Origin of the sequence: Brachybacterium sp. FME24, assembly GCF_014897705.1 — a bacterium.
Classification (GTDB): domain Bacteria; phylum Actinomycetota; class Actinomycetes; order Actinomycetales; family Dermabacteraceae; genus Brachybacterium.
Genome location: NZ_JABUXV010000014.1, coordinates 59,037 through 84,258 on the forward strand (window position 1 = coordinate 59,037; position 25,222 = coordinate 84,258).

The following is a 25,222-nucleotide window of genomic DNA, read 5'->3' on the forward strand; positions in this document are numbered from 1 at the left end:
CCGTAGAGGGGTTGCGGGCGCACGAGACCCTTACATCGCGTCCAGAGAGATCGCGTATATCGCGTCGTGACCACGCCGCCCCGCCCTCCGATCCACGACAGGACCTTTCGTGACCGACACCGCCGGCACCACCGACTCCGCCGACGAGACCGCAGCGACCGCTGCGCGTCTCGACATCGCTCGCACCCGGGCCGCGTCCATGTTCCAGTCGCTTCCCGAGGAGATCCACGATCTGGGCCGTCGCTTCGCGGCCGCAGGCTTCGACCTCGCCCTGGTGGGCGGTCCCGTGCGCGATGCGGTGCTGGGTCGTTCGAGCGCCGACCTCGACTTCACGACCTCCGCCCGCCCCGACGACACCGAGGCGATCCTGCGCGAGTGGACGCACGACGGCGCCATCTGGGACATGGGACGTGAGTTCGGAACCCTGGGCGGCATCCGCGACGGCGTGAAGGTCGAGATCACCACCTATCGCACCGAGTCCTACGACCCTGCCAGCCGCAAGCCCCAGGTCGCCTTCGGAGACACCCTGGCCGGGGACCTCTCCCGCCGAGACTTCACCGTCAACGCGATGGCGGTGCGGATCCCCTCCCTCGAGCTGGTCGACCCCTTCAACGGGCTCGCGGACCTCTCCCGGACGATCCTGCGCACTCCCGTCGGCCCCGAGCAGTCCTTCACCGACGACCCGCTGCGCATGATGCGCGCGGTCCGCTTCGTCTCCCAGCTCGGCTTCCGCCTCGAGGACTCCACGGCCGACGCGATCGAAGCGTTCGCCGAGCGCATCACGATCGTCTCCGCCGAGCGGGTGCGGGAGGAGCTCGTCAAGCTGATGCTCGGCGCAGATCCCCGCGGCGGGCTCGAGCTCATGGTCGAACTGGGGCTGGCCGCGCACGTTCTGCCGGAGCTGCCCGCGATGAGCCTGGAGATCGACGAGCACCACCATCACAAGGACGTCTACCAGCACTCCCTCACCGTGCTGGACCAGGCGATCGATCTGGAGAGCGCCCCCGGCTCGGGCGGGCCCTGCGAGGCTCCCGACCTGGTGCTGCGGCTGTCTGCGCTGTTCCATGACATCGGCAAGCCCGCCACCCGCCGCTATGAGGAGGGCGGGGTGGTCACGTTCCGCTTCCACGAGACCGTGGGCGCGAAGATGACCTCGAAGCGGATGAAGGCGCTGACCTTCGACAAGGACACCACCAAGAAGGTGGCGCGCCTGGTCGAAATGCACCTGCGCTTCCACGGATACGCCGACGCCCCGTGGACCGACTCGGCCGTGCGGCGGTACGTCGCCGACGCCGGGGACCTCCTGCAGCATCTGCACCGGCTCACCCGCGCCGACGTCACCACTCGCAATCGTCGCAAGGCGCGCCACCTGGCCCGCGCCTACGACGAGCTCGAGGCGAGGATCGACCATCTCGCGGAGCAGGAGGAGATCGGGCGGATCCGTCCCGACCTCGATGGGAACCAGATCATGGAGATCCTCCAGGTCGCGCCGGGCCGGGAGGTCGGCGATGCGTACAAGCACCTGCTCGAACTGCGTATGGAGCACGGTCCCCTCGGCGAGGAGCGCGCCACCGCGGAGCTGCGGTCATGGTGGGAAGCCCGCAGCCAGGGCTGATCTCCGCTGTGGGCATGTCGCGCGGGCGGACGACGCCGGGTGAAGGTCGTGTGTCCGTCTGCGTGGCCGACCCTGTGGTCCGTGTGAGCGGCGCCGCACGAGACGTGCACACCCTGTGTGCTTCACCGCCGGGCCGTTCCGTCGAGCAGGAGGGCATGTACATACTGGGAAGTCGTGCGCCCTCAGCATGTGCGCACCCGTTCGTCCCCTCGAAGGACCAGGAGCAGTCATGAGCGATTCTCGACGCTCGTCCCGCGGCTCGTCAGACCGATCGAACCGATCGAAGAAGCCGACGAGCGGTGGCGCACGCCGTGCCGCAGGAGTGCGCCGTGCGCCCTCCGGCAAGCCCGCGGGCGCGCCCCCGGAGCCCAAGGGCACCAGCCGCACCGGCCGCACTGCCGGGTCGAGCGCGAGCGGCGGCGCCGCCACCGCGTCCTCCGCAGGGAAGAGCTCTGCTCCCAGGAAGCCCCCGGCGAAGTCGCCCTCCGCGAAGACCTCCGCGTCGAGGACCTCTGCCACGGGACCTGCCGCGGGCGGAACTGCCGCAGGCGGGGCGAAATCGTCCGGCCGCGCCTCCGTCAACGCACGCCATGCCCGCTCTGGTGCCCACGGCGCCGCCTCGACGACCGCGGCCGCCGGGGCGAAGCGCGCCCAGGGCGGCACGGGCAGCAGGAGGAAGGCGGCTGCGACCAACTTCCTGAACTACCCGCGCGCCGGCAGGAAGAACCCCTGGCGCTGGGTTCCCTCGCTGCGCATGATCGTCGGAGCGATGGCGCTGATGGTGCTCGCAGGCCTCGGCTTCGCGGTCTGGCTGTACAACGACACCAACGTGCCCGAGCCCTCCGACTTCGCTCTGGCCCAGACCAGCCGCGTCTATTTCGCGGACGGCGAGACCGAGATGGGGACGTTCAGCGAGATCAACCGCACCGAGCTCGAAGCCGACGAGATCCCGCAGAACGTCAAGGACGCGGTGGTCGCGAGCGAGGACGACACCTTCTACGAGAACCGCGGCGTCTCGCCGCGCGGCATCGTCCGTGCCCTGGTCAACAACCTCTCCGGCGGCGCCCGCCAGGGAGGTTCCACGATCACCATGCAGTACGTGGAGCGCTACTACACGGGCAGCGAGACCTCCTACGTGGGCAAGGCCAAGGAAGCGATCATGGCGCTGAAGATCGACCAGGAGCTCAGCAAGGACGAGATCCTGTCGCGCTACCTCAACACCATCTACTTCGGCCGCGGCGCCTACGGCGTGCAGGAGGCCTCGCAGGCCTACTTCGGCAAGGACGCCGCGGACATGACCGAGGCGGAGGCGGCGCTGCTGGTCGCGGTGATTCCCGGACCCTCCTCCTACGACCCTGCCGCGAACCAGGAGAAGTCCGTCGAGCTGTGGGATCGCGTGATCTCGCGTCAGGTCAACGTCGGGGAGATGTCCCCGGAGGACGCCGAGGCGCTCGAGTTCCCCGAGACCGTCGAGCCCAAGAGCGAGAACAGCCTGGGCGGGACCAACGGGTACCTCCTGGACCAGGTCCGCAACGAGCTGGTCGAGGAAGGGTTCACCGAGGACGAGATCAACACGGGCGGTTACACGATCGTCTCGACGATCGATCCGGGGATCCAGAACAACACTGTGGAGGCGGTCAAGAACCTCCCCGAGGACCGCCCCGCGCAGAACCGCGTCGGCACCGTGACGATCGACCCCTCCACCGGGGCGATCCGCGGCATGTACGGCGGTGAGGATTTCGTGACCCAGTCGCGCAACGACGCCACCCAGTCGCGGATGCAGGCCGGCTCGATCTTCAAGACCTTCACCCTGATCGCGGCGCTCGAGGACGGCTATCCCCTGGACTCCCGCTGGGACGGCAACTCCCCGAAGAACTTCCCCGGCTGGGAGGTCAACAACTTCGGCGACACCGACTACGGGCGGGTGACCCTGGAGAAGGCGACCGCCAACTCGATCAACACGGCGTACGCAGAGGCGAACATCGAGGTGGGTCCGGAGCGCACGAGGGACACCGCCGTATCACTCGGCCTTCCGGACAAGACCCCGGGGCTGTCGGCCGATGCGTCCAACGTGCTCGGATCGGCGTCCCCGACGGTCACCGAGATGGGCGAGGTCTATGCGACGATCGCCGCCGGCGGCGTGCACCGCGACTCCTACATCGTGAAGTCGGTGACTCGTCCCGACGGGTCCACCCGCCACGAGCACGAGGCCGAGGAGAATCAGGTCCTCGACGAGGATGTCGCGATCAACGCGACGGTGGCGCTGCAGGGCCCGCCGACGACGGGCTCCGCGCGCGATCTGCAGAACGTCATGAACGGCCGGGAGGTCGCCGGCAAGACGGGCACCTCCGAGAAGTTCCGCTCGGCCTGGTTCGTGGGCTTCACCCCGCAGCTGGTGACGGCGGTGGGGATGTTCCAGCCCTCCGAGGACGGCACCACCGAGGAGCAGCTGACCCCCTTCGGCGGCGAGCAGAACATCACCGGCGGCACGTTCCCGACCGCCGTCTGGGGCGACATCATGTCGCCCTCCCTGGAGGGGCAGGAGATGCTGCGGTTCTCCGAGGAGGTCGAGCTGGACAACGAGACCCGGGAGCGCAGCACTCCGGATCCGCAGCCCACGCAGGCGCCGCAGCCCACCCGAGAGCCCGACGAGGAGCCGTCGGAGGAGCCGAGCGACGAGCCGTCGGAGGAGCCCAGCGACGAGCCGTCCGAGGAGCCCAGCGACGAGCCGTCGGAGGAGACCGACGAGGAGCCGGAGGAGGAGCCCAGCGACGAGCCCAGCGATGAACCCTCGCCCGAGGACGCCGAGGAAGAGGAGCCCGCCCCGAGCGACGGCGGCCAGTAGCCGGGACAGCGCCCCCGGCGACCGGAGGGAGCGCGCCGTGGCTTCCACGAAGAAGACCACCATCCCGGCCCCGGTCGCCCGCCCCCACGGCGAGGTTCGGCAGCCCCAACGCCCTCACCGCGGCCTCGACCTGCGTCTTCAGCAGTAGGCAGGCGGCCAGGCCCGCGGTCGGGAGCGCCTGCGGCACCTGGACGTGCCGCTGTTGGACCAGGTCGCGTCGCAGCACCAGCACCAGCACCAGCACCAGCCCCCGGCCCGTGCGCAGCGCTCGTGCCCGGATCGTGCGGTTGCCGGGAAGGACACGGGCGCGGGCCCTCGACGGACGATGTCGCGAGGATCACGGGCTTGTGTGCCCCGACACCTGTCGCCGCGAATTACGTAAGGTTACCCTTGCCTAAGTCGTATCGGATGTCCCAGTTGTCCGCACCTCGCCGTCCCCCAGGAGTGCCATGAGTCCCGCCGCCCCTCGTCTCACCCGTCGTTCCTGGCTCGCCGGAGCGCTCGTGGCCCCCGTCGTGGCTCTCGCCGCGTGCAGCACGGAGGAGGAGCGTTCCGCCTCGGGCGGCTCCGACGCCGGAGGATCCGGAGAATTCGCGCCCGTGAGCCTCGAGCACGCGCTCGGCACCGCCGAGATCCCCGAGAAGCCGCAGCGCATCGTGACCCTCGGACAGGGATCCGCGGAGACAGCCATCGCGCTGGGCATCGTCCCCGTCGGCATCGAGGAGTACGCATGGGGCGCCGATCCGGAGACCGGCTACCTGCCGTGGATCCACGACGCCGTCACCGGGACCGGCGGTGATCTGCCCGAGCAGTTCACCGGGGGCACCGAGCTCGACGTCGAGGCGATCCTGGCACTGGAGCCCGACGTGATCCTCGCCCCCTGGTCCGGACTCACCCAGGAGCAGTTCGACATCCTCACCGACATCGCCCCCACCGTGGCGTACGCCGAGCAGCCCTGGGTCATCACCTGGGAGGAGCAGATCACCACGATCGGCGCGGCCCTCGGGGAGGACACGGCCGCCGCCGGACTGATCGACGAGATTCACGCGACCTTCGAGGAGTCGGCGCAGTCCGGATACAGCGATTACACCTTCTCCTTCATCTACAACTCCGGGCCGGGCACCCTCGGGGTCTTCTACCAGGACGAGCAGCGGGTGGCGATGGTCCGCGCGCTCGGTCTCACCGTCGATCCGGTCAACCAGGAGCTCGGCGAATGGGACGTGCCCGGCACCGACTCCGCGATGATCGGCCTGGAGAACGCGGACAAGCTCGCTGATTCCGACCTGATCTTCACGTTCTACTCCGACGAGGCGAACCGCGCGGAGACCGAGGACCAGGACCTCTACGCCTCGATCCCGGCAGTCGCCCACGGCGCGATCGTGGCACCGACCGACCAGGCCTTCGTCACCGGTTCCTCGATCATCAATCCGCTGACCGTCCCGTGGGCGCTGGAGCGGTACATCCCGCTGATCGATGAGGCCATTGCGAAGGTCCCCGCGGCCTGAGGTGAACACGGCGCCCACCGCACGTGCCGACCCGACCGACGAGCTGCCGGCCGGGCCGTCGGCCGTGTCTCGCGATGTGCCGGGGACCGGTGCTGCGGCTGCGACCGCGAAGTCCTCCGGACCTCGGTGTCCGGCGGAGGGTCGTTCGGCCGACAGGCGCCGCCTCCCGCCGTGGCTCGCACTCGTGCTGGTCACGGCCGTACTCGCCCTCGCCTGCCTCGCGAGCCTCTTCCTGGGGCCGCGCGAGACCGACCTCGCGGCAGTGTGGGAGGTGCTGCGCGGAGGCGGCCAGGAGCACCTGCGCCAGGTGGTCGCGGCCCGCGAGCCCCGCACCGTGCTGGGCGCGGCGGTGGGCGCGGCGCTGGCTGCGTCCGGGCTGATCATCCAGGGCGTGACCCGCAACCCGCTCGGCGAACCCGGACTGCTCGGGGTGACATCCGGGGCCTCCGCCGCCGTGGTCACCGCCACCGCCTTCCTCGGCTTCTTCGGGGGTGCCGCGACGGTATGGATCGCGCTGCCCGGCGCCCTGCTCGCCGTCGTGGTCGTCTACCTGCTGGGACGCCCCGCCGGCAGCCACTCCGTGGTGCCGCTGATCCTGTCCGGCGCGGTGATCTCCGCGGTGCTCTACGCCTACATCCAGGCCATGATCCTCACGCGTCCCGACGTCTTCGACTCCTACCGGCATTGGGTGGTGGGTTCCTTGGCGGGCGCCTCCTACAGCACGCTGAGCGCCGTGGCCCCGGCGCTGGTGATCGGGCTGGTGCTCGCGATCCTGGTCGCGCCGGGCCTGAACACGCTGGCCCTCGGCGACGACGTCGCCACCGCGCTCGGGGCCCCGGTGAGTCTGCTGCGAGCCACTGCGATCCTGGCCGCGACCCTCCTCGCGGCCGCTGCCACCGCCGCCGTCGGCCCGATCGCCTTCGTCGGCCTCGCCGTCCCGCACCTGGTGCGGGCTGTGGTGGGCAGCGATCACCGCTGGCAGCTGCCGATCGCGCTGCTGCTCGGGGCCGCCCTGCTGCTGGGCGCCGACGTGCTGGCCCGCGTGGTCGCCCGCCCGCAGGAGCTGATGGTCGGAGTGATCACCGCCTTCCTCGGGGCCCCGTTCCTGCTGTGGGCCGTGCGCCAGGGAAAGGTGACCTCGTGAGGGCCAACGCAGCTCCGCCCCCGGCCGTGCGCCCCGGGGCAGTGACCTCCCAGGGCCTCGCCCCACCGTCCGCGACCTCGCAGTCCCCGACCCTCCGGTCCCGGCCGACGCTCTCTGCGAGGTCCCGATTCCTGACCCTTGCCACCCTGCTGACCACGGCGGTCCTCGCCGGTGCGCTGGCGACCCTGGCCTGGGGAGACCTCGGTGTGAGCGTCACGGACCTGGTCGCCGCCGCCCAGGGCGAGGCCGGCACCAAGGTCATGTTCGTGCTCGAGCGTCTCCGCGGGCCCCGCCTGCTGGTCGGCATCGGCGCAGGAGCGGCGTTCGGACTGGCCGGGGCCCTGTTCCAGACCGTCACCCGCAACCCGCTGGGCAGTCCCGACGTGATCGGTCTCGGCGCCGGCGCGGGAGCCGGGGTGGCCCTGGCGACTCTGCTCGCCCCGGGACTCATCCCCGCCCCGGTCGGCGCGGTGCTCGGCGCCGCCGTCGCGATCGGCCTCGTGCACGTCTCGACCGGTCTGGGCTTCGCCTCACCCGCTCGCGTGATCATCACCGGCATCGGGGTCTCCGCCATGGCCCTGGCCCTGACCCAGTACGTGGTGGCGGTGGCCGTGCGCGACGCCTCCAGTCAGCTCGCCGGGTACCTCGTGGGCACCCTGAACTCCCGCAGCCTCGAGCAGGGCGCGCTGATCGGCATCGCCCTGCTGGTGCTGATTCCTGCGGTCGCGGCCCTCTCCCACGACCTGCGGATGATGGACCTCGGTGACCAGCTCGCCGACGCACTCGGCAGCAGTGCGATCCGTACCCGCACCTGGGCGATCCTGCTGTCCGCCCTGCTGGCGGCAGCAGGCGTCGCCGTCGCGGGCCCGATCGCCTTCGTAGCCCTCGCCGCCCCGCACATCGCGCGGCGGATGATCAGGATCCCAGGCCCCCACCTCGCACTGTCGGCCCTGGTGGGCGCGCTGATCATGGTGCTCGCCGACTTCACCGTCCAGCACGTGGGCCCGTTCGAGGACCTCCCCGTCGGCGTCATCACCGCCGGCGTGGGCGGCCTCTATCTGGGCTACCTGCTCCTGAGCGAATGGAAGAGGTCCGACGCATGAGCACACGATCCCTCGGCTCCGTCGACACCGCACGCGCTCTCGACACCGGGCCCCCGTCGGGTCCGGACCCGGAAGCCGGAGCCTCCTCCCTGCGCTTGGCGGGGGCGACCGTCGCCTACGGCGACAAGGTCGTCCTGGAGGAGCTCGATGTCGCGGTGCCGCAGGGAGTCTTCACCGCGGTGATCGGCCCCAACGGCTGCGGCAAGTCCACGATGCTGAGGACCCTCGCCCGCACGCTGCGACCGCGCGCCGGCACGGCCCTGCTCGACGGCAGGCCGCTCGGGCGCTGGCGATCGAAAGCGATCGCCCGACGCCTCGCTCTGCTGCCTCAGGATCCCGTGGTCCCGGAGGGCATCACCGTGGGGGCGCTGGTGGCCCGAGGCCGCCACCCGTATCACTCCCCGCTGCGGCAATGGCTGCCCGGGGACCAGGCTGCGGTCGCGCAGGCGATGGTCGCCACCGGCGTCGAGCAGCTCGCGGAGGATCCGGTCAGCGGGCTCTCCGGGGGGCAGCGCCAGCGGGTGTGGATCGCGATGATCCTGGCTCAGGACACCGAGTACGTCCTGCTCGACGAGCCGACCTCGTTCCTCGACGTCTCCCATCAGATCGAGGTGCTGCACCTGTGCCAGGACATGCGCGACCAGGGCCGTACCGTCCTGACGGTGCTCCACGACCTGAACCATGCCGCCCGGTACGCGGAGCATCTGATGGTGATGGACGAGGGACGGATCGTCGCTGCCGGAGATCCTGTCGAGGTACTGACCGAGCAGCTCGTCGCGGAGGTGTTCGGCCTTCCCGCCGAGATCGCCGCGGACCCGCAGAGCGGCACACCGATGGTCGTGCCCTTGCGTCGCGACTGACGCTCAGCCGGTGGTGATGTCCCGGTCGCCGCTCAGGCAGCGCCATCTCCGGAGCGCTTCGCCAGACCTCCCACCGATGTCAGGTCCTCCATCCTGACATGGGTGTGAGGTGCGAGTGCGGCGGTGAGCGGCCCAGCCCGTCACCCGTCGTCGACTCGTTGTCCCTGGAGGCGACATGCGATCATCGAGCATGGCCACGCGATGCGAACAGTGCGGGAACAGGATCCGAGGAAGGATCTACACCTCGGTGACCGGCAGGTACCTGTGCAGCCGGTGCGGAGCCCGCCTGCAGGGACGCACCGCGGGAGTGGTCGCGGGGGGCGGCGCCGCCGGCGGACGCAGCACCGGCGGCTGGTACGCCCGGGTCAGGAAGGCGATGGGTCGCTCGTCGAAGGGCTGAACACCCTGCGCCACCAGTCCAGGACCGCCTCGAAGCGTTCCACCCGGTGGCGGGGCTGCCCCGTGCGGGTGAGCTCGTGGTGCTCACCCGGGACGATCAGCATCTCGGCCGGGACGCCCTGGCGCACGAGCGCCGAGTAGTACCGCGTGCCCTGCTCGAGAGGGCAGCGCAGATCGTTCTCGGCATGGATCACGAAGGTCGGCGTGCGCACGCCGGCGATCGCTGCGAAGGCGCTCTGGCGGGCGATGTCCTCCGGGTCCGTCCCGATGTACTCGTCGCCGAAGTAGCTGCCGATGTCGCTGGTGCCCTGGAAGCTCATCGGGTCCAGGAATCCCCGCTCCACGATCGCCCCGCGGAAGCGGTGATCGTGCGCGATCGTCCACGCGGTGAGGTAGCCGCCGTAAGAGCCGCCCATGATGCCCAGGCGCTCCGGATCGAGGCGCTCGTCGGCCGCCAGGGCGCCCTCGAGCAGATCGATCACGTCCTCGAAATCCACCGTGCCGAACGCCCCGCGCAGCGCTCGAGCGTGGTCGCGGCCATAGCCTGCCGAGCCGCGCGGATTGCCGTAGACGACCGCATAGCCCTCGGCCACGAGCGTCTGCACCTCGTCGAACACGCTCACGCCGTACGCCGCGTGCGGGCCGCCGTGGATCATCAGGATCGTCGGGAACGGACCGGTCCCGTACGGGACCGCCGTCCAGCCATGGACCGGGTACCCGCTGCGGCCGGTGATCTCCAGCTCCCGGGGCCGTACGAGGCCGAGGGCGCGCAGGTCAGCGGCCGTGTCCACGAGTGTGCGCGACGGGCCGTCGTCGGCGGCCAGGATCAGGGCTCCTGCGGTGTCCGGGCGTGCGACGGCGGCGAGCACCGTGTCACCGGCGGCGGCGTACCCCTGCACCTCGATCTCTCCGTCCAGCACCGGACGCACCTCACCGTCCCGCGTGATGCGCAGCAGGTGGACGCGGCCGCGGCGGGGCGATCCCAGCAGCACGTCCTGCCCGATCGGCACGAGCCGGCCGCCGAGCTCGAGCGCCTCGGGATCGATGACGCGACGGGGGCCGTCCGCCTCCAGCAGCCACAGCGCGAGGTCCGGGGCGACGGAGTCCCGCCCGTTCCCGGGGCGGGAGGCGAGGAGTGCTGTGGTGCCGTCGCCGAGCAGAGCCATGTCGCCGATCCGGAACCCGTCCTCCCGTTCCAGCAGCACCGTCTCCTTGCCGCCGTCCAGCGGCAGGGAGATGAGTTCCGTGCGCAGGTCACGGAGTGATTCCTCGTACGCTTCTCGCACGGTGAGGATCGCGGAGCCATCCGCCGAGAAGACGATCGTGCTGTGCTCGGCGGGGGTGTCGGTGAGCTGACGGGCCTGGTGCGGCACGGCGGGGGTGGCTGTGAGCGCGGTGCTCGGGTGCGGGGCCAGCGGGTAGGCGGGCTCGGCGTCCACGGGCGCGGACCCCACGAGGAACACCTGGGTGGGGCGATCGGTCGAGAAGCCGACGCCGTCGGCGTGCCAGCGCAGCCCGGTGATGCGGCGCGGGGCCTCCGCAGCGGCGTCGAGACCAGCGACGCTGCCATAGCGGCCGGGCTCCGCGACCCGGGCGATGAATGCCAGGTGGGAGCCGTCCGGGGACCAGGCGACCTCGCCGACGCCGAGCAGCTGATCGGTGAGCTGGAGCGGCTCCCCGCCGCGGGCGTCGAGCAGGTGCAGCTGGGGCCGATCCCGGGCGTCGGGCCGCAGGAAGGCGATCGTGGTGCCATCGGGCGAGAGCTGCGGGGAGGTGTCCGCGATGCCCCGGGTCAGGCGCCGAGGGGGTGCCGCGCCGTCCGTGAGATCGATCCTCCAGAGCTGCCCGACGGCGCGGTTCGCGCGCACATCGGGCCGGGAGGAGGAGTACACCGCGAAGGAGCCGTCGGGGGCGAGTGACGGGCGGGAGAGCGAGGTCAGGAGCTCGATGTCGAGGGGCTGCACGCTGTCGAAGCTACCAGCGCGAATACCTGCCGGACCGGGGAACTCGGAACCTGCCGATCGCGACCGGAGAGCTCCGGGTTGTGATGCCGCGCGCACGTCGGCACCCACTCTGGCCCTCACCCTGGACGACAGGTAGTCTTGGCCGGTCCGTGACGTGCATCGCCGATGCCCGGAGCGGGCGGCATGAACCCTCCTGCCACGGAGAGACCGTGGCCGTAGAGACCACAGGAGGTGGGTACCAGAACATGCGTAAGTACGAAATGGTCGTCATCCTCGACCCGTCCGTCGACGAACGGACCATCACCACAACTTTCGAGAAGCTCGTCCAGGTCATCCCGACCGAGGGCGGCACCATCGACAACGTCGACGTCTGGGGCAAGCGCAAGTTCGCCTTCGAGATCGACAAGAAGTCCGAGGGCATCTACATCGTCCTGAACTTCACCGCGAAGTCGTCGACCTCGCAGGAGCTGGATCGCCAGCTCGGGCTCAACGAGTCCGTCATGCGCACCAAGGTCATGCGTCTCGACGCTGCGTGACCTGCGCTCACTGACCCCCGCACCACACCTACCGATCCCGGAGCAGAGGAGCACCCATGGCGAATGACACCGTCATCACGGTGAACGGCAACCTCACCGCTGATCCCGAGCTGCGTTTCACGCAGTCCGGCATCGCGGTCGCGTCGTTCACCATCGCGTCCACCCCCCGCACCTTCGACCGTCAGGCGAATGAGTGGAAGGACGGCGAGGCTCTGTTCCTGCGCTGCTCCATCTGGCGCGACGCCGCGGAGAACGTGGCCGAGTCGCTCGAGAAGGGCTCCCGCGTGCTTGCGCAGGGACGTCTCAAGCAGCGCTCCTTCACCGACCGTGAGGGCAACAACCGTACGAGCATCGAGCTGGACGTCGACGAGATCGGCCCCTCCCTCCGCTACGCCACCGCGAAGGCCACCAAGGTCCAGCGCGGCGGCGGCGGTGGTGGCGGCCGTGGCGGCCAGGGCGGTTTCGGCGGTGGTGCCCCGCAGGGCGGTGGCCAGGGCGGCTTCGGTGGTGGTGCACCTCAGGGCGGTCAGGGCGGTTACAACAACGCGCCGCAGGGCGCCCCCGCTGCCGACCCCTGGGCCGGCGGCGGGAACCAGGGCGGGTACGACGACCCTCCCTTCTGATCGTGAGGGCGGGCGCCGCACCGCTGTGAGGCCGTCCGCACCGATCACCGCATTTCCCTGAATTCATTCCATCCCGGGTGCATGCCCGGGCTCCCCTCAGAAAGAAGGAGCACCACGATGGCCAAGCCTCCACTTCGTCCCCCGAAGAAGAAGCAGAACCCGCTGAAGGCCGCGGGAGTCGAGACCGTCGACTACAAGGACGCCGCGCTGCTGCGCAAGTTCGTCTCCGACCGCGGAAAGATCCGTGCGCGTCGGGTCACCGGCGTCACCGTCCAGGAACAGCGCAAGATCGCGAAGGCCGTGAAGAACGCCCGCGAGATCGCCCTCCTGCCGTACTCGACTTCCGGTCGCTGAGCGAGGAAGGGAAGCATATGACCAGCAAACTCATCCTCACCAACGAGGTCTCGGGCCTCGGCGCAGCCGGTGACGTCATCGACGTCAGGGACGGCTACGCTCGCAACTTCCTCCTGCCCCGTGGTCTCGCGACCCCGTGGACCAAGGGTGGTCAGCGTCAGCTCGACCAGATCCGCGCTGCCCGTGGCAAGCGTGCCATCGCCAGCATCGAGGAGGCCCAGTCCCTCAAGGCGACCCTCGAGTCCAAGCCCGTCGTCATCGCGGAGCGCGCCGGCGAGAACGGCCGTCTCTTCGGTGCCGTGGCCTCCAAGGAGATCGCCGCCGGTGTCAAGGCGACCTTCGACAAGGACATCGACCGTCGCACCGTCGAGTTCCCGGCCCCGATCCGTGGGCTCGGCGAGCACAGGGCGACCGCACGTCTGCACGAGGACATCTTCGCGAACCTCGTCGTGCAGGTCGTCGCCGCCAAGGGCGCCGTCAAGGCCTGATCGACGTACTGCGAGGTACGAGCGGTAGGAGATCAGGCAGTTCAATTGGGCCTGATCGACGTGCTGCGAGGTACGAGCGGTAGGAGATCAGGCAGTTCAGTTGGGCCTGATCGACGCGCTCCCGCGTAGGGAGTACGAGCGGTAGGAGATCAGGCAGTTCGATGAGGCCTGATCGCCCGATCCGCCCGAAGCCCCCGCACCGACCTGTCGGTGCGGGGGCTTCGTCGTGCGTGGGATATCGTCGGGGAATGTTCGGACGTGCAGCTCAGCAGCGCAAGCAGATCGAGCTCCTCGAGGCGCGCGTGCGCCGGTTGGACGGTCTCGTGGACCGGCTCGCGGCGCGTGGAGGCGTGGATGAAGAGGAGCTCCTCGAACTGCGAGGGCAGGCCGGCTCAGACATCCCCGAGCCCTGCCGGTCCCTCGTCGCCGAGGGCAGGTACATCGAGGCGATCAAGGTGTACCGCGAGTTCACCGGCGCTGGCCTGAAGGAGGCGAAGGACGCGATCGACCGGTTCCGGGATCGCGGAATCTGACGCATCGCGATCGCCGGGCTACCCTCGTGCGGTGACCACTCGATCCCCAGAACCCGAAACCGTCCCGAGCGCCGACGGCCAGCACGTCGGCCCCGGGCACGGCTCCGACGGCCATCTCGCCCGGTCCCTCGGCCACGGTCAGATGGCCATGATCGCCATGGGCTCCGCGCTCGGCACCGGGCTGTTCCTCGGCTCCGGAGAAGCGATCGGCATTGCCGGCCCCGCTGTGATCATCTCCTTCGCGATCGGCTCCCTGCTCGCCGCGAGCGTCGCCCTGGCGATGGGTGAGATGGCCTCGCGTCATCCCGTGCGCGGCGGCTTCGGCACCCTTGCGGCGCGCTACCTGTCCCCGTTCTGGGGCTACCTCTCGCGCTGGCTGTACTGGATCGTCACGGTCTGCGTGACGGGCGCCGAGCTGGTGGCCTGTGCCGCCTACCTCGCCTACTGGGTCCCGGCGATCCCGATCTGGGCCGGCATCCTCCTGTTCGCCGCGGTGATCATCGCGATCAACATGGCCAGTGTGGGCTCCTTCGGCACCATCGAGTTCTTCCTGTCCTCGATCAAGGTGATCGCGGTCGTGGTGTTCATCCTGGTCGGTGCGGTGCTGGTGTTCTTCGGCATGCCCGGGCAGCCCGCCGCCGGGTTCGTCGAGCTCACGGCCGACGGTGGCTTCGCCCCGATGGGCTGGACGTCCGTGTGGGTCGCGCTGTCGGTGGTCATGTTCTCCTTCGGCGGCATCGAGCTGCTCTCCATCACGGCGGCGGAGGCCAAGGATCCGGCGCGATCGATCCGCACCGCGGCCCGCACCACCGTGGTGCGCCTGGCGTTCTTCTACGTGCTCTGCATCGGCATCGTGGTGTGCCTGGTCCCGTGGCAGCAGGCCACCGGCACTGGTGAGGACGTCGCGACCTCCCCCTTCGTCATGGTCTTCGACCGCATCGGGATCCCCGGCGCCGCGCACATCACCAACCTGCTGGTGCTGATCGCCGCGCTGTCGGCGGCCAATGCGAACCTCTACGCGGGCAGCCGCATGCTGCACTCCCTGGCCTCGGACGGCCTCGCCCCGCGCATCGCCGCGTTCACCACCGCGCGCAAGGTGCCCATCGTCGGCATCGCCTGCAGCTCCTTGGGCATCCTGGGGGCCGGAGTCCTCGCCTTCAGCGGGGTGGGCGGGGTGTTCGGCTACATGATGAGCCTGGTCGTGTTCGCCGTGATCATGGTGTGGGCGCTCATCTTGATCACCTACATCCGCTTCCGACGGGCCGGGATCGCAGGCGCCAGCTTCCGGATGCCCGGCGGGATCATCACCGCGGGCGCCGGGCTGGTCGGCCTGTTCGCGGTGTTCGCCACCGTGGCCGTACGGCCCAGCATGCAGGTCGCGGCGATGGTCGGAATTCCCGCGGTGCTGATCGCGATCGCGATGTACGTCGCGGTGGCGCGGCGCCGGGTCGATCTCGCCGACATCGAGGACGCCTTCCAGGAGGCCGACAGCATGCGTTGATCCGCCCCGGACGTGGCGTTCGTTACTGTGTCGGGAAGTGGTTTTGGCTGGGGGTTCTGCGGGGGTAACCTAAGGGAACCTTCGGCCTCGGCGCTTCGTGACCCGGTGCCGGAGATATGCGCGAGTGGCGGAATTGGTAGACGCGCACGGTTCAGGTCCGTGTGCTCGAAAGGGCGTGGGGGTTCAAGTCCCCCCTCGCGCACCGCAGAAGATCCCCTGTGACCAGCAGAAATGTTGGCACAGGGGATTTTTCGTCTCCGGCCGGAGGCGAATGCCTCCGCGCGCACAACTGCGCATGGGAGATGCACGAGGGATCAGGCTCCGGGCGCGGTGAGCAGAAGCTCGACGTTGCGGTCCTTGTCCTGGCCCTCCTGCGTGGGATCGGCGTGGATGTCGTTGAAGGACAGCTCCCGGTACAGGCTCGCCAGGGAGCTTCCCTGATATGGGGCCTTCGCCTCGATCAGTGTGCTGAGCAGGGAGATCGTGCCGTCGTGGTTGTCGACCACCTCGAGCACCCGCGCCTGCTGCGGGAAGTCCACGTGCGAGGCGGTGTTGATCGTCCAGTAGCGACGCTCCGGGATCCGGTGCTGGTGCACCTCGACCTGGTTCGTATGGGTGTGGCCGTTGACCCAGGCCAGCACGTTCGGGAAGCGACCCAACAGGTTCGCGACATCCCAGCCGGCATGGCGCAGCTCCCCGTTGCCCGGTTCGAGGAGCAGATTGTTCATGGTCTCCGGGGTGTGGTGACTGAAGATGATGAAGTAGGTGTCTTCGACCAGCGACGTCTGCAGCCGGCCCAGCCCGTCGTAGCGGCGGCTCGAACCCTTCTCGAGCTGGTGCTCCAGCCACCGGTACTGGGCATGGCCCAGGGAACCTTCGGTGAATCCGGCGCGGTTGGTGGAGTCCAGGGCCACCCCCACCACGCCCGGAGCGATCTCGAACGTGTAGTAGCCCGTGCCCTTGTCGACGTTGTCCTCGGTAAAGCCGTGCCCGGCAGACCCCGCCCGGGGGGTCTGCGCGAGGTGGGCCCGGATGTAGTCCTCGCCAGTGAACGGGGCGCGGAGCTCGTCCGCGGTGACCTGGTAGTCCTGGGTGGGGGCCAGGGCTGCCGTGATCTCGGGCCGCGAGGCGCTCTGGCTCATCGTGGAGCTCGCGGCTGTACTCACCTGGCTCTCCAGCTGGCGATTCGCGCTGGGATCGGCGAACCCCGTGAACTTCCATGTGCCGGTGTACATGTCCCGCAGGACCTGCCAGTCCGAGGGCAAGGTCCCGGAGATCGAATCGTCGTGATTGCCGAACACGCTGTACCAGCGGTACTCCAGTCCCGGGCTGTGGTGGGTGGCCATCGCTCGGTCCAGCAGGTCCGGCAGCCGGGGGAAGCCGGCGTCCGTGTACCGGTCCTGGATCTCGCCGTCGGGGTGCCAGTAGTGGGTGGAACCGCCGGTCTGCACTCCTTCCCAGAGGTTCGGGGCCCCGGTGTTCGCGGTGATGTCCCCACCGTTCATGACGGCCAGGAACCAGTCCAGCTCGACGTGCTCGTGGTTGTCGGTGTTGTCCCCGGTGGTGACCACGCAGTCCAGCTCGCGCCCGGTGTGCGGCCCGTTCTTCAGCTCATTGACCCTCTCCACCAGGGAGGCCGCGCCCTGCGTGGTCAGCGACTCCTGCGGGCGGAAGGCGGAGCCGGTGATGTCGTGCAGGAACTCGAAGCGCATGGGCGACTGGGCGTCGAGCACGTGGAGGTCGGTGAACTGGACGAACGAGGCCAGCGCTTCGCGGGTGTCGGCGCGGGAGGCTTTCGGCGCCGTGTCGAGGGCATCCTCGCGGACCTGAAAGGCATACCCGGGCCCGGCGACGAGCCGGCGGTAGGAGCCCTCCTCGCCGGTTTCGGGAACAGCGACCTCGGCCAGCGTGGTGCCGGTCGGGTCCATCCCGGCGTCCTCGGCGAACGCCCGCTGAGCAGGGGCGGCGGCAAGGGTGGTCCCCGCGAGGGTCGCGGCGGACCCTGCCAGGAGGGAACGACGGGTCAGAGGGTGCTGGTGCTCACGGGACATGGTGCGCAGTCCAGCACCACGCGGTGTCGTGAATATGACGGACAGTTGAGCACGACGTGACCTCGCACCGCCGCCTGGTCGATGAGGTGCGCCCCACGAGGCATCATGGCCTCATGAGCAACGACGCCCACTCCACGGATTTCACCCTCGTCGGCCACGCCGGCGCCCTCGTCGGCCGCGCCTGGACCGACGCAGACCCGCACTGGGTCGCGGTGCTCGCCCACGGGTACGGCGAGCACGTCGGCCGGTACGATTGGGTCGCCTCCAGGCTGAACGACGCCGGCGCCGCGGTCTACGCCGCTGATCATCTCGGCCACGGCCGCAGCGATGGGCAGAGGGTGCTGATCAGCGACTTCGAGCCGGTGGTGGAGGATCTCGATCTCGTGGTCCAGCACGCCGGCGGCCGGCATCCTGGCCTGCCGATCGTGCTGGTCGGCCACTCCATGGGCGGGATGATCGCCGCGCGCTACACGCAGCTCCACGCCGATCGGCTGGTTGCGACAGTGCTGTCCGGGCCGGTGCTCGGCTCGTGGATCACGGTGGACACTCTGCTCGCGCTCGAGGAGATCCCGTCCACCCCGATCGACCCCGAGACCCTCTCACGCGATGCGGCCGTGGGCGCCGCCTATGCGGCGGACGAGCTGGTGTGGCACGGGGACTTCGCGCGCCCCACCCTCGAGGGGATCCAGGAGGAGCTGCGGACGATCAGCGCGCACGGCAGCATCGGCGACCATCCGCTGCTGTACCTCCACGGCGAGGACGATCGACTCGTCCCGCTGCCGGCGAGCTGGGAGGGGCTGCGGATCCTCCAGGGCAGCGCGACCTCCACGAAAACCTATCCCGGCGCGCGGCACGAGATCTTCCAGGAGACCAATCGCGGCGACGTGCTCGACGACGTGATCGCCTTCGTGGAGGGCGTGCTCGGCGCCCGGAGCTGACAGTGCGGAGCCGCTGGCCGTGGTGCTCGGCTCTCAGGCCGCCGAGGTGCGGCGCAGCCGCACATTGACGAACTCGCCCATTCCCCAGCGACCGAGCTCGCGGCCGAAGCCCGAACGCTTCACGCCGCCGAAGGGAAGACCGGGAAGCGTCGTCCCATGCTCGTTGACGTAGGCCATCCCGACGTCCAGGCGATCGGCGACCTCCTGGGCGCGCCCGAGATCCGTGCCCCAGACCGAGCCGCTCAGTCCGAAGTCGACGTCGTTGGCGAGCTCGACGGCCTGATCGACCGAGTCGACGCCGTAGATCACCGCGACCGGACCGAAGATCTCCTCGGCGTAGGCGTCCATGTCCGGGGTGACCCCGGTCAGCACGGCGGGCTGCAGGAAGGCCCCGTCGCGCTCGAGCGCCTCACCGCCGACATGCAGGGTCGCGCCCTGCTCGACGGCGCGCGCCACCTGCTCGGCGACTCCGTCGCGGGCGCCGATCGAGGACAGCGGCCCCACAGTGACGCTCTCGTCGAGCGGGTCACCGACGGTCGCGCCCTCGAAGACCTCGACGACGGCCGCGACGAACTCGTCCAGCCGGGCGTTCGGCACGATCATGCGCTTGGGGGAGTTGCAGGCCTGGCCCGCATTGGAGAGCCTGGCGGTGGCGACGGTCCGGGCGACCTGCTCGAGGTCGGCGTCCTCGAGCACGATCAGCGGATCGGAGCCACCGAGCTCCAGCACCGACTTCTTCAGGTGCTTGCCGGCGTTCTCGGCGACGGCGGCGCCGGCCCTCTCACTGCCGGTGAGCGAGACCCCGCGCACCCTCGGATCGGCGATCATCTCGGCGATCTGGTCGTGGGAGGCGAAGACATTGAGGTAGGCGTCCGCCGGAACGCCGGCTTCGTGGAGGATCTCGGCCATGACGCCGGCGGAGGCGGCGCAGATCTCCGCGTGCTTCAGGATGATCGTGTTGCCCGCCATCAGATTGGGGGCGACGAAGCGTGCGACCTGGTAGTACGGGTAGTTCCAGGGCATCACCCCGACCAGCGGGCCGATCGGTGCGGTCTGCACGAGTGATTCCTCGGCTCCCTGGGGGTCCAGCTGCTCGTCCTGCAGCAGTTCCGGGCCGTGCGTGGCGTACCAGCGATAGATCGAGCCGGCCAGCTCGGCCTCCCCGATCGCCTGCTTCAGGGGTTTGCCCATCTCGGTGGCGATCAGCCGTCCCAGCTCGTCGGCGCGAGCGTCATAGGCGTCGGCCACCTGCATCAGGATCGTTGCGCGGTCGTCGACGGACGTGGCGCGCCACTCCGGGAAGGCGGCATGGGTCCGGTCGAGCACGTCCTTCACGCCCGCGTCGTCCAACGTGGTGAATTCCTTGTCGGTTCGTCCCGTGGTCGGGTTGGTCGTGGTGTATCCAGCCATCTCCCCACCATCCCGCCGACGCCCGGACCTGTAAAGGTGAAACGAACGATCGGTCGCTCCGGCGGAGTGCGGGCGACGAGCCGGTGCGAGATCCGGGCCACCGTGCTCAGATGAACTCGAGCGGCTCGAAGTCGTCGATGGGGTCGCTCCTCGGGCTGAGGGCGCCGACCGAGAGCCGAGACGCCGAGCGTGGCCGTCTACGCTAAGGCCATGGATACAGGGGCTCGAATCGTTCCGTCGCCGACGCAGTCGGGGGCATCGACGCGGGCTGCCTTCGAGTACCAGGACAAGTGCGTCGCGCTCACGATCCTCGATCGACTCCTTAGCGACTCCGTGCAGTCCGTGCTCATCGAATACGCGACGGATCTAGTGGTGATTCCTGGTAACGGGTCCCCGGAGATCGTGTCGATCAAGAACCGGAGCGCCCATCACAGCGCCTCGACCGGATGGACTCCGTCGGCGCTGAAGAAGGACGCTGTACTCCTGGAGCTCTACCGGTACTGGTGTGCCTGTGACCGGGCTGTGACGGCGACCGTGTTCTCTCCTGCTGGGTTGCAAGGGGATGCGAACGCTCTGCGCCGCCACCATCACGACCCGCAGAGCCGCCACGCCGTGGAGGAGATGCTCATCGATCACGGAGTCCCGCGTGACGACGTCGTGGAGTTCGCGCGGGCCCTGACATGGCCAGAGGAATCACTTCCGGCTGCTGCGCATATCGACGACGTGATCATGATGCGCCTTGTAGCCCTTCTTGAGCGTCATGGGAGATCACAGGAGTCCTCGAAAGCCGCCTTCTCCCTCTTGTGCGAGACCATCGCGCGAAAAAGCACGGAGCCGCCGAATCCGCAGCGGCACCATGCAACGGTGGCGGCGCGGATCCGTGATGCTCCGCGAGACCTGCGTGGACGCCGAGAGGTCGCTTCTACCGATGCCCTGTCGCTGATCCTCGGTGCCGCGGACTCTGTACCGGCACTCGGTCGGAGCCGCCTTCCATCACCAGATCCTGACCACGTAGCACGACCTGCGCGGAACGCCGAGATCGCCGCCGCGTTGGCGCCCGGCTCCGACGGCTTGCGTCGCGTCGTCGTGGTGGCCGGCCCGACAGGCTCCGGGAAGTCCGTGCTCGTGGTGGAGCACGCCCGAAGCGTGCCCGAGGGGACTGACGTGTTCCTCCTAGACGGGACCAGCAGAGCCGCGCTGAATCAGTCGTTGCGCAATGATCTGCCCGGGATCAAACTTCATGAGCTCGCACTACAGCCTCACGCGATGGTGATCATCGACGGAGTCACGGATCCAGCGGAGATCGAGGACCTTCTGCCGCGTCGTAGCCACGCGGCGTTCCTGGTGACCAGCACGCGGAGCGACTTCGACACGCGCGTGAGGCAGGTGAAGGTGCAGGGATTCACGCGTGAGGAGTCCATCTCCTATCTGCGTGGGATCTGGTCGGGCCTGGGGGAGCAGGATGCCTGGCAGCTGGCGGAGGAGCTGGAGGATAGTCCGCTGGGTCTTACGCAGGCCGCCTCGACTGCGCAGTCGATGGGCCTCTCGCCTCCGGCGTACCTTGAGCAGCATCGCGCGGCACCCCATCGCTTCCTCTCCCTCGGCCGGGTGCGCGATCATCCTGTGTCCTTGTGCGCGGCGATCGCACTCGCAAGGGAACAGCTCGCCGTGGAACACCCGGATGCCGCCGCGCTCCTGGACGTGCTCGGGGTGGTAGGTCCCACTGCAGTGAGTGCCCAGTGGCTGCGTCTTCCGACTCTCATCTTCTTGCCCGGTGAGATCACTTTCGATCCGGTCAGCGTGGAGGCTCATCCACGTGCCGAGGAGATATCCGAGATGCTGCGGGACGACCCGCGACGCCTGACAGCCCTTTACGAGCTGAGCAGGCGGCATCTCATCAGCGCGGTCGACGGCTCGTACAGGATCCACGCCGCGGTCGCTGATGTCGCCGTCGGGGAGATCGATCATCTCCGACCGCTGTTCGAGGTCGGCTTCGGATTCCTGGCTGAACACCTCACCCCACTACCCGAACAGGAACGGGTGCCCGTTCCCATGGAGATGAGCACTCCGATCGCCTTGAGGCTGATCACACTTGCTTCTCACCACGGCATCATGGGCCCTGGCCTGCTTGCTGCCGCGCTCACCTTCGGGGAATGGATCTCGTTGATCGATGCCGAACGGGGAGTGGAGATCACAGGCATCGGCCGGGAGTGGATCCGGCGACTTACAGATGCGGAACAGATCGACCCACACTCGCTCCTCCTGGCTGAGAAGAGGTACGCAGTCGCGATCGCGCAGTCCGGTCGGCAGAAGGACGCGTTCGCTCTCCTGGACGGGATGTTGCACAGTGTCGCGGAGCGGCCTCGCGATGAGGACCTCGGCGTCAAGCGTCTCCTGGTCGATGCATCCACGCGGTTCGTGGAGATTGCCATGGATCTCGGAGTGGAGGAGCTCAGGAGGAGCATCCGCGTTGTGGAAGCGCTGAATCGTGCGTGGGGCGGTGATGAGCAGTTGCAACTCACCCTCGACATTGCCGAACTCACGCGTGCTTACAAGACCGGTGACCTCGAGGCGATGCTCGACCTCTTGGAACCGACGATGCAGAGCGCACACCGGCTTGGCAGGGAAGAGCACCGTATCGCGGTTTTCGGCGTCCACCTCGCCCGCTTCGTGCCGCACGTTGACCCGATCTACTGGGGGACCGAGCTCGCCAGGCAGGCGCAAACGATCCAGGAAGAGCAGCCGTACGCGGCGCACGCGCTTATGTTGGACGCGGCGGAATCCCTGCTCAACGGCGAGGACATCGAGGCCGCCGCGGATCTCCTCCATGACGCTGAAGTGCTCATCGGGAAGCTGGTCGTCCCTCCCCACCTGCTTGGCAAGCGCCTTGGGATTCGCGGACGCCTGGGCTTCGTCCGTGTGTCACGAAACTCCGCGGTGCGGTGCGACGAGCTGATTGCTGTTCGCGATGACCTGCATCGAGCACTGGAGGCGCTGGCAGACAATGGTGACGCGTTGAGCCCGCACCTCGCTTCAATACTCGTGCATCTGGCACAGATCGAGATGATGCGCGGGCAACTCGACAACGCGGTCCATCACGCGGAACATGCACTGGAAGTCGATCTGCAGCGGTTCCATCCAGATCATCCTGAAGTCCGATGGGACGAGGATCTTCTTAACGAGCTACTTCGTCTGAAAGCACACCAGTCTGGCCCGTGAGCCCCAGGGTGCGAATCAACGAGAATTCTCGCGACGTCGTGCTCCAGGTGCCTGCGGGCCGACGCCGTGCTCAGATGAACTCGAGCGGATCGAAATCGTCGATGTCGATGATCCGCACACGCGGCAGGCGACTGGTGAAGGCTGCGACGTCGTACTCGAGATCGTGGAACTCGATCCCCGGGATCTCCTGCAGATCCGTGGCCATGAACTCGCGGAAGCCGATGAGGGCCGTGCGGCGTTCCGGGGTCGCGGCCAGGTCCGTCATCTGCGGCGCGAAGTCGCGGTCGTGGCTGACCAGCATCACGTCTGCCGCGCGGGACTGCAGCGCCTCGGCGGTGCGCTGGATGGCGATGTCGACGACCTTGCCCTCGCCGCGCAGCGGGACGGCCTTGTACCCGAGCGCGATCAGCGCCTGCACGAACCCCGAGGGGAGGCTGTCCCCGACGGCCAGGAAGAACAGACCCTTGACGGGCTGGTCCCACGTGACCTCGGCGTGGTGGAGCAGCTTGTTCCACCGGGGGCGCTCCTCAGGCTGAGGGCGCCGACCGAGAACCGAGATGCCGAGCGTGGCGTCGATGTTCTCGCCGTCCACCAGGAGGTACGTGGTGCGTTCTGTCATGGCTCGACCTTACGCGCTCGCGTGCCGCGCCACGCGCACCGCGGGTGCGCGGGCAGGCATCATCGACCATCACCGGCCCGGGAGAGCGGCCCCGAGCCCCTCGAGCCACGCCTCGTGTCGCGGACCGGCGACCGCGGGGCAGGGCCTGCAGAGGCCCTGCCCCGGACAGGACTCTCAGATCGCCTCGACCTTCCCGGTCACCCCGTGCGGGTCGATGACGTACTTCTTCGCGATGCCGGCGTCGAACTGGGCGTACCCCTTCGGGGCGTCGTCCAGGGAGATCGCCGTCGCATGGACGGCCTCGGCGATATGGACCTTGTCGTGCAGGATCGCCTCCATGAGTTGGCGGTGGTAGCTCATCACGGGGCACTGGCCGGTGGTGAAGGACAGCGCCTTCGCCCAGCCCAGGCCGAGGCGCAGGGAGAGCGAACCCTTCTGGGCCGCCTCGTCGACGCCGCCCGGGTCGCCGGTCACGTACAGGCCGGGAATGCCGAGGGCGCCACCGGCCCGAGTCACGTCCATCAGGGTGTTCAGCACGGTCGCGGGGGCCTCCTGCGCATCCTTGCCATGGCCGCGTGCTTCGAAGCCGACGGCATCGACTCCGGCGTCGACCTCCTCGCGCCCGAGGATGCGGGCGATCCCTTCGCGCGGGTCCTCCTGGGAGACGTCGATGGTCTCGCATCCGAATGCCGCGGCGTTGGCGAGTCGCTCGGCGTTCATATCGGCCACGATCACGACCGCGGCACCCAGGAGCTGGGCGCCGACGGCTGCGGCGGTGCCGACGGGACCGGCACCGGCGATGTACACCGAGGAGCCCGGCCCCACCCCCGCCGTGACGGCGCCGTGGAATCCGGTGGGGAAGATGTCCGAGAGCATGGTCAGGTCGAGGATCTTCTCCATCGCCTGGTCCTTGTCGGGGAACCGCAGCAGGTTCCAGTCCGCGTAGGGGACCAGCACGTACTCGGACTGGCCGCCGACCCAGCCGCCCATGTCGACGTACCCGTAGGCGCTGCCGGGGCGGTCGGGATTCACGTTCAAGCAGATCTCGGTGCGGCGCGTCTTGCACATGACGCAGCGGCCGCAGGAGATGTTGAAGGGCACCGAGACGAGGTCGCCCTTCTTGATGAACTCGACGCCGGGCCCGGTCTCGATGACCTCGCCGGTGATCTCGTGCCCGAGGACCAGGCCCTCGGGAGCAGTGGTGCGTCCGCGCACCATGTGCTGGTCGGAACCGCAGATGTTCGTGGTGACCACCTTGAGGATCGCTGCATGCGGGAGCTTCCGGCCGACGTTGTCCGGGTTCACCCCCGGCCCGTCCTGCAGCTCGTAGGTGGGGTAGTCGATGTCGATGACGCTGACTTTCCCGGTTCCCTGGTACGCGATGGCGCGGTTGGTCGACATGGGGAGGCCTCCTTGCCTCTTCAAGCGGCGTTCCCCGGGTCAGCTGGCCCGGGCGCGATCCGCCGAACCCCCAGCCTTCGTGACGTACGTCACGAAGTCAACCGCTGCTGCGAC

19 protein-coding genes and 1 tRNA gene are annotated in these 25,222 nt (G+C 69.0%); 15 read left to right on the forward strand and 5 right to left on the reverse strand.

Annotated features, from left to right (window positions below; genetic code table 11):
* Positions 1 to 199 precede the first annotated feature (199 nt).
* From INT51_RS15910 to INT51_RS15935, 6 genes are all read left to right on the forward strand, one after another.
* Entirely contained in the window at positions 200 to 1,615 is a 1,416-nt protein-coding gene (locus INT51_RS15910) for a CCA tRNA nucleotidyltransferase (protein WP_193106372.1), read from the forward strand.
* A gap of 229 nt (positions 1,616 to 1,844) precedes the next feature.
* Positions 1,845 to 4,460: a transglycosylase domain-containing protein gene (locus INT51_RS15915; RefSeq protein WP_193106319.1), complete on the forward strand. Its 2,616-nt coding sequence runs from the start codon at positions 1,845 to 1,847 to the stop codon at positions 4,458 to 4,460.
* A gap of 449 nt (positions 4,461 to 4,909) precedes the next feature.
* Positions 4,910 to 5,965: an iron-siderophore ABC transporter substrate-binding protein gene (locus INT51_RS15920; RefSeq protein ID WP_193106320.1), complete on the forward strand. Its 1,056-nt coding sequence runs from the start codon at positions 4,910 to 4,912 to the stop codon at positions 5,963 to 5,965.
* A 184-nt stretch (positions 5,966 to 6,149) separates the two neighbouring features.
* Positions 6,150 to 7,109, forward strand: a complete 960-nt coding sequence (locus INT51_RS15925) for an iron ABC transporter permease (RefSeq protein WP_304502217.1) — start codon at positions 6,150 to 6,152, stop codon at positions 7,107 to 7,109.
* The gene (locus tag INT51_RS15930) at positions 7,106 to 8,212 is read left to right on the forward strand and encodes an iron chelate uptake ABC transporter family permease subunit (protein ID WP_193106322.1); all 1,107 of its coding nucleotides are present in this window, start codon (positions 7,106 to 7,108) and stop codon (positions 8,210 to 8,212) included. Before INT51_RS15925 ends, INT51_RS15930 begins: the two co-directional genes overlap by 4 nt.
* On the forward strand, positions 8,209 to 9,072 hold the full coding sequence (locus tag INT51_RS15935; protein WP_193106323.1) for an ABC transporter ATP-binding protein: 864 nt from the start codon (positions 8,209 to 8,211) through the stop codon (positions 9,070 to 9,072). Before INT51_RS15930 ends, INT51_RS15935 begins: the two co-directional genes overlap by 4 nt.
* 365 nt (positions 9,073 to 9,437) lie before the next feature.
* On the opposite strand, the gene INT51_RS15940 is transcribed toward INT51_RS15935, so the two are convergent.
* Positions 9,438 to 11,435 (reverse strand): S9 family peptidase, encoded by a 1,998-nt coding sequence (locus INT51_RS15940; RefSeq protein ID WP_193106324.1) that lies wholly within the window; start codon positions 11,433 to 11,435, stop codon positions 9,438 to 9,440.
* Between the two features lie 245 nt (positions 11,436 to 11,680).
* Here INT51_RS15940 and rpsF point away from each other — a divergent pair, with 245 nt between their 5' ends.
* The 7 genes from rpsF to INT51_RS15975 all read left to right on the forward strand — a co-directional run bounded on the left by rpsF (position 11,681) and on the right by INT51_RS15975 (position 15,672).
* Positions 11,681 to 11,971: a 30S ribosomal protein S6 gene (gene rpsF / locus INT51_RS15945; RefSeq protein WP_193106325.1), complete on the forward strand. Its 291-nt coding sequence runs from the start codon at positions 11,681 to 11,683 to the stop codon at positions 11,969 to 11,971.
* A 56-nt stretch (positions 11,972 to 12,027) separates the two neighbouring features.
* Positions 12,028 to 12,594, forward strand: coding sequence for a single-stranded DNA-binding protein (locus INT51_RS15950; protein WP_193106326.1), 567 nt, complete (start codon positions 12,028 to 12,030; stop codon positions 12,592 to 12,594).
* Positions 12,595 to 12,711: 117 nt separating this feature from the next.
* The gene (gene rpsR, locus INT51_RS15955; protein WP_193106327.1) at positions 12,712 to 12,948 is read left to right on the forward strand and encodes a 30S ribosomal protein S18; all 237 of its coding nucleotides are present in this window, start codon (positions 12,712 to 12,714) and stop codon (positions 12,946 to 12,948) included.
* Between the two features lie 17 nt (positions 12,949 to 12,965).
* On the forward strand, positions 12,966 to 13,436 hold the full coding sequence (gene rplI / locus INT51_RS15960; protein ID WP_193106328.1) for a 50S ribosomal protein L9: 471 nt from the start codon (positions 12,966 to 12,968) through the stop codon (positions 13,434 to 13,436).
* A gap of 248 nt (positions 13,437 to 13,684) precedes the next feature.
* On the forward strand, positions 13,685 to 13,969 hold the full coding sequence (locus tag INT51_RS15965; protein WP_193106329.1) for a hypothetical protein: 285 nt from the start codon (positions 13,685 to 13,687) through the stop codon (positions 13,967 to 13,969).
* Positions 13,970 to 14,000: 31 nt separating this feature from the next.
* Positions 14,001 to 15,470, forward strand: a complete 1,470-nt coding sequence (locus tag INT51_RS15970) for an amino acid permease (protein WP_304502218.1) — start codon at positions 14,001 to 14,003, stop codon at positions 15,468 to 15,470.
* A 118-nt stretch (positions 15,471 to 15,588) separates the two neighbouring features.
* A tRNA-Leu gene (locus INT51_RS15975) sits at positions 15,589 to 15,672 on the forward strand.
* Between the two features lie 112 nt (positions 15,673 to 15,784).
* On the opposite strand, the gene INT51_RS15980 is transcribed toward INT51_RS15975, so the two are convergent.
* Positions 15,785 to 17,521 (reverse strand): TIGR03767 family metallophosphoesterase, encoded by a 1,737-nt coding sequence (locus INT51_RS15980; RefSeq protein ID WP_193106330.1) that lies wholly within the window; start codon positions 17,519 to 17,521, stop codon positions 15,785 to 15,787.
* 113 nt (positions 17,522 to 17,634) lie between these two features.
* Between INT51_RS15980 and INT51_RS15985 the strand changes: the two genes are divergently transcribed.
* Positions 17,635 to 18,459, forward strand: coding sequence for an alpha/beta fold hydrolase (locus INT51_RS15985; RefSeq protein ID WP_193106331.1), 825 nt, complete (start codon positions 17,635 to 17,637; stop codon positions 18,457 to 18,459).
* Positions 18,460 to 18,492: 33 nt separating this feature from the next.
* Here the strand turns inward: INT51_RS15985 and INT51_RS15990 are convergent, their stop codons facing one another.
* Positions 18,493 to 19,869, reverse strand: a complete 1,377-nt coding sequence (locus INT51_RS15990) for an NAD-dependent succinate-semialdehyde dehydrogenase (RefSeq protein WP_193106332.1) — start codon at positions 19,867 to 19,869, stop codon at positions 18,493 to 18,495.
* 189 nt (positions 19,870 to 20,058) lie between these two features.
* Between INT51_RS15990 and INT51_RS15995 the strand changes: the two genes are divergently transcribed.
* Positions 20,059 to 23,088 carry a hypothetical protein gene (locus INT51_RS15995; RefSeq protein ID WP_193106333.1) on the forward strand — a complete coding sequence of 1,010 codons (3,030 nt, stop codon included), beginning with the start codon at positions 20,059 to 20,061 and terminating at the stop codon, positions 23,086 to 23,088.
* 70 nt (positions 23,089 to 23,158) lie between these two features.
* Here the strand turns inward: INT51_RS15995 and INT51_RS16000 are convergent, their stop codons facing one another.
* Together INT51_RS16000 and fdhA are read right to left on the reverse strand one after the other, a co-directional pair.
* Positions 23,159 to 23,707: an NYN domain-containing protein gene (locus INT51_RS16000; RefSeq protein WP_193106334.1), complete on the reverse strand. Its 549-nt coding sequence runs from the start codon at positions 23,705 to 23,707 to the stop codon at positions 23,159 to 23,161.
* A gap of 174 nt (positions 23,708 to 23,881) precedes the next feature.
* A complete protein-coding gene (gene fdhA, locus INT51_RS16005; RefSeq protein ID WP_193106335.1) occupies positions 23,882 to 25,108 on the reverse strand; it encodes a formaldehyde dehydrogenase, glutathione-independent in 1,227 nt (408 codons plus the stop codon).
* Positions 25,109 to 25,222 lie beyond the last annotated feature (114 nt).

Bases quoted from the DNA above. Each gene is read 5' to 3' on its own strand.
- INT51_RS15950 (WP_193106326.1), top strand. From the start codon at position 12,028: ATGGCGAATGACACCGTCATCACGGTGAACGGCAACCTCACCGCTGAT.
- INT51_RS16000 (WP_193106334.1), bottom strand. From the start codon at position 23,707: ATGACAGAACGCACCACGTACCTCCTGGTGGACGGCGAGAACATCGAC.
- INT51_RS15965 (WP_193106329.1), top strand. From the start codon at position 13,685: ATGTTCGGACGTGCAGCTCAGCAGCGCAAGCAGATCGAGCTCCTCGAG.
- INT51_RS15910 (WP_193106372.1), top strand. From the start codon at position 200: ATGTTCCAGTCGCTTCCCGAGGAGATCCACGATCTGGGCCGTCGCTTC.
- INT51_RS15985 (WP_193106331.1), top strand. From the start codon at position 17,635: ATGAGCAACGACGCCCACTCCACGGATTTCACCCTCGTCGGCCACGCC.
- rplI (WP_193106328.1), top strand. From the start codon at position 12,966: ATGACCAGCAAACTCATCCTCACCAACGAGGTCTCGGGCCTCGGCGCA.
- INT51_RS15980 (WP_193106330.1), bottom strand. From the start codon at position 17,521: ATGTCCCGTGAGCACCAGCACCCTCTGACCCGTCGTTCCCTCCTGGCA.
- INT51_RS15990 (WP_193106332.1), bottom strand. From the start codon at position 19,869: ATGGCTGGATACACCACGACCAACCCGACCACGGGACGAACCGACAAG.
- INT51_RS15920 (WP_193106320.1), top strand. From the start codon at position 4,910: ATGAGTCCCGCCGCCCCTCGTCTCACCCGTCGTTCCTGGCTCGCCGGA.
- fdhA (WP_193106335.1), bottom strand. From the start codon at position 25,108: ATGTCGACCAACCGCGCCATCGCGTACCAGGGAACCGGGAAAGTCAGC.
- INT51_RS15915 (WP_193106319.1), top strand. From the start codon at position 1,845: ATGAGCGATTCTCGACGCTCGTCCCGCGGCTCGTCAGACCGATCGAAC.
- INT51_RS15935 (WP_193106323.1), top strand. From the start codon at position 8,209: ATGAGCACACGATCCCTCGGCTCCGTCGACACCGCACGCGCTCTCGAC.
- rpsR (WP_193106327.1), top strand. From the start codon at position 12,712: ATGGCCAAGCCTCCACTTCGTCCCCCGAAGAAGAAGCAGAACCCGCTG.
- rpsF (WP_193106325.1), top strand. From the start codon at position 11,681: ATGCGTAAGTACGAAATGGTCGTCATCCTCGACCCGTCCGTCGACGAA.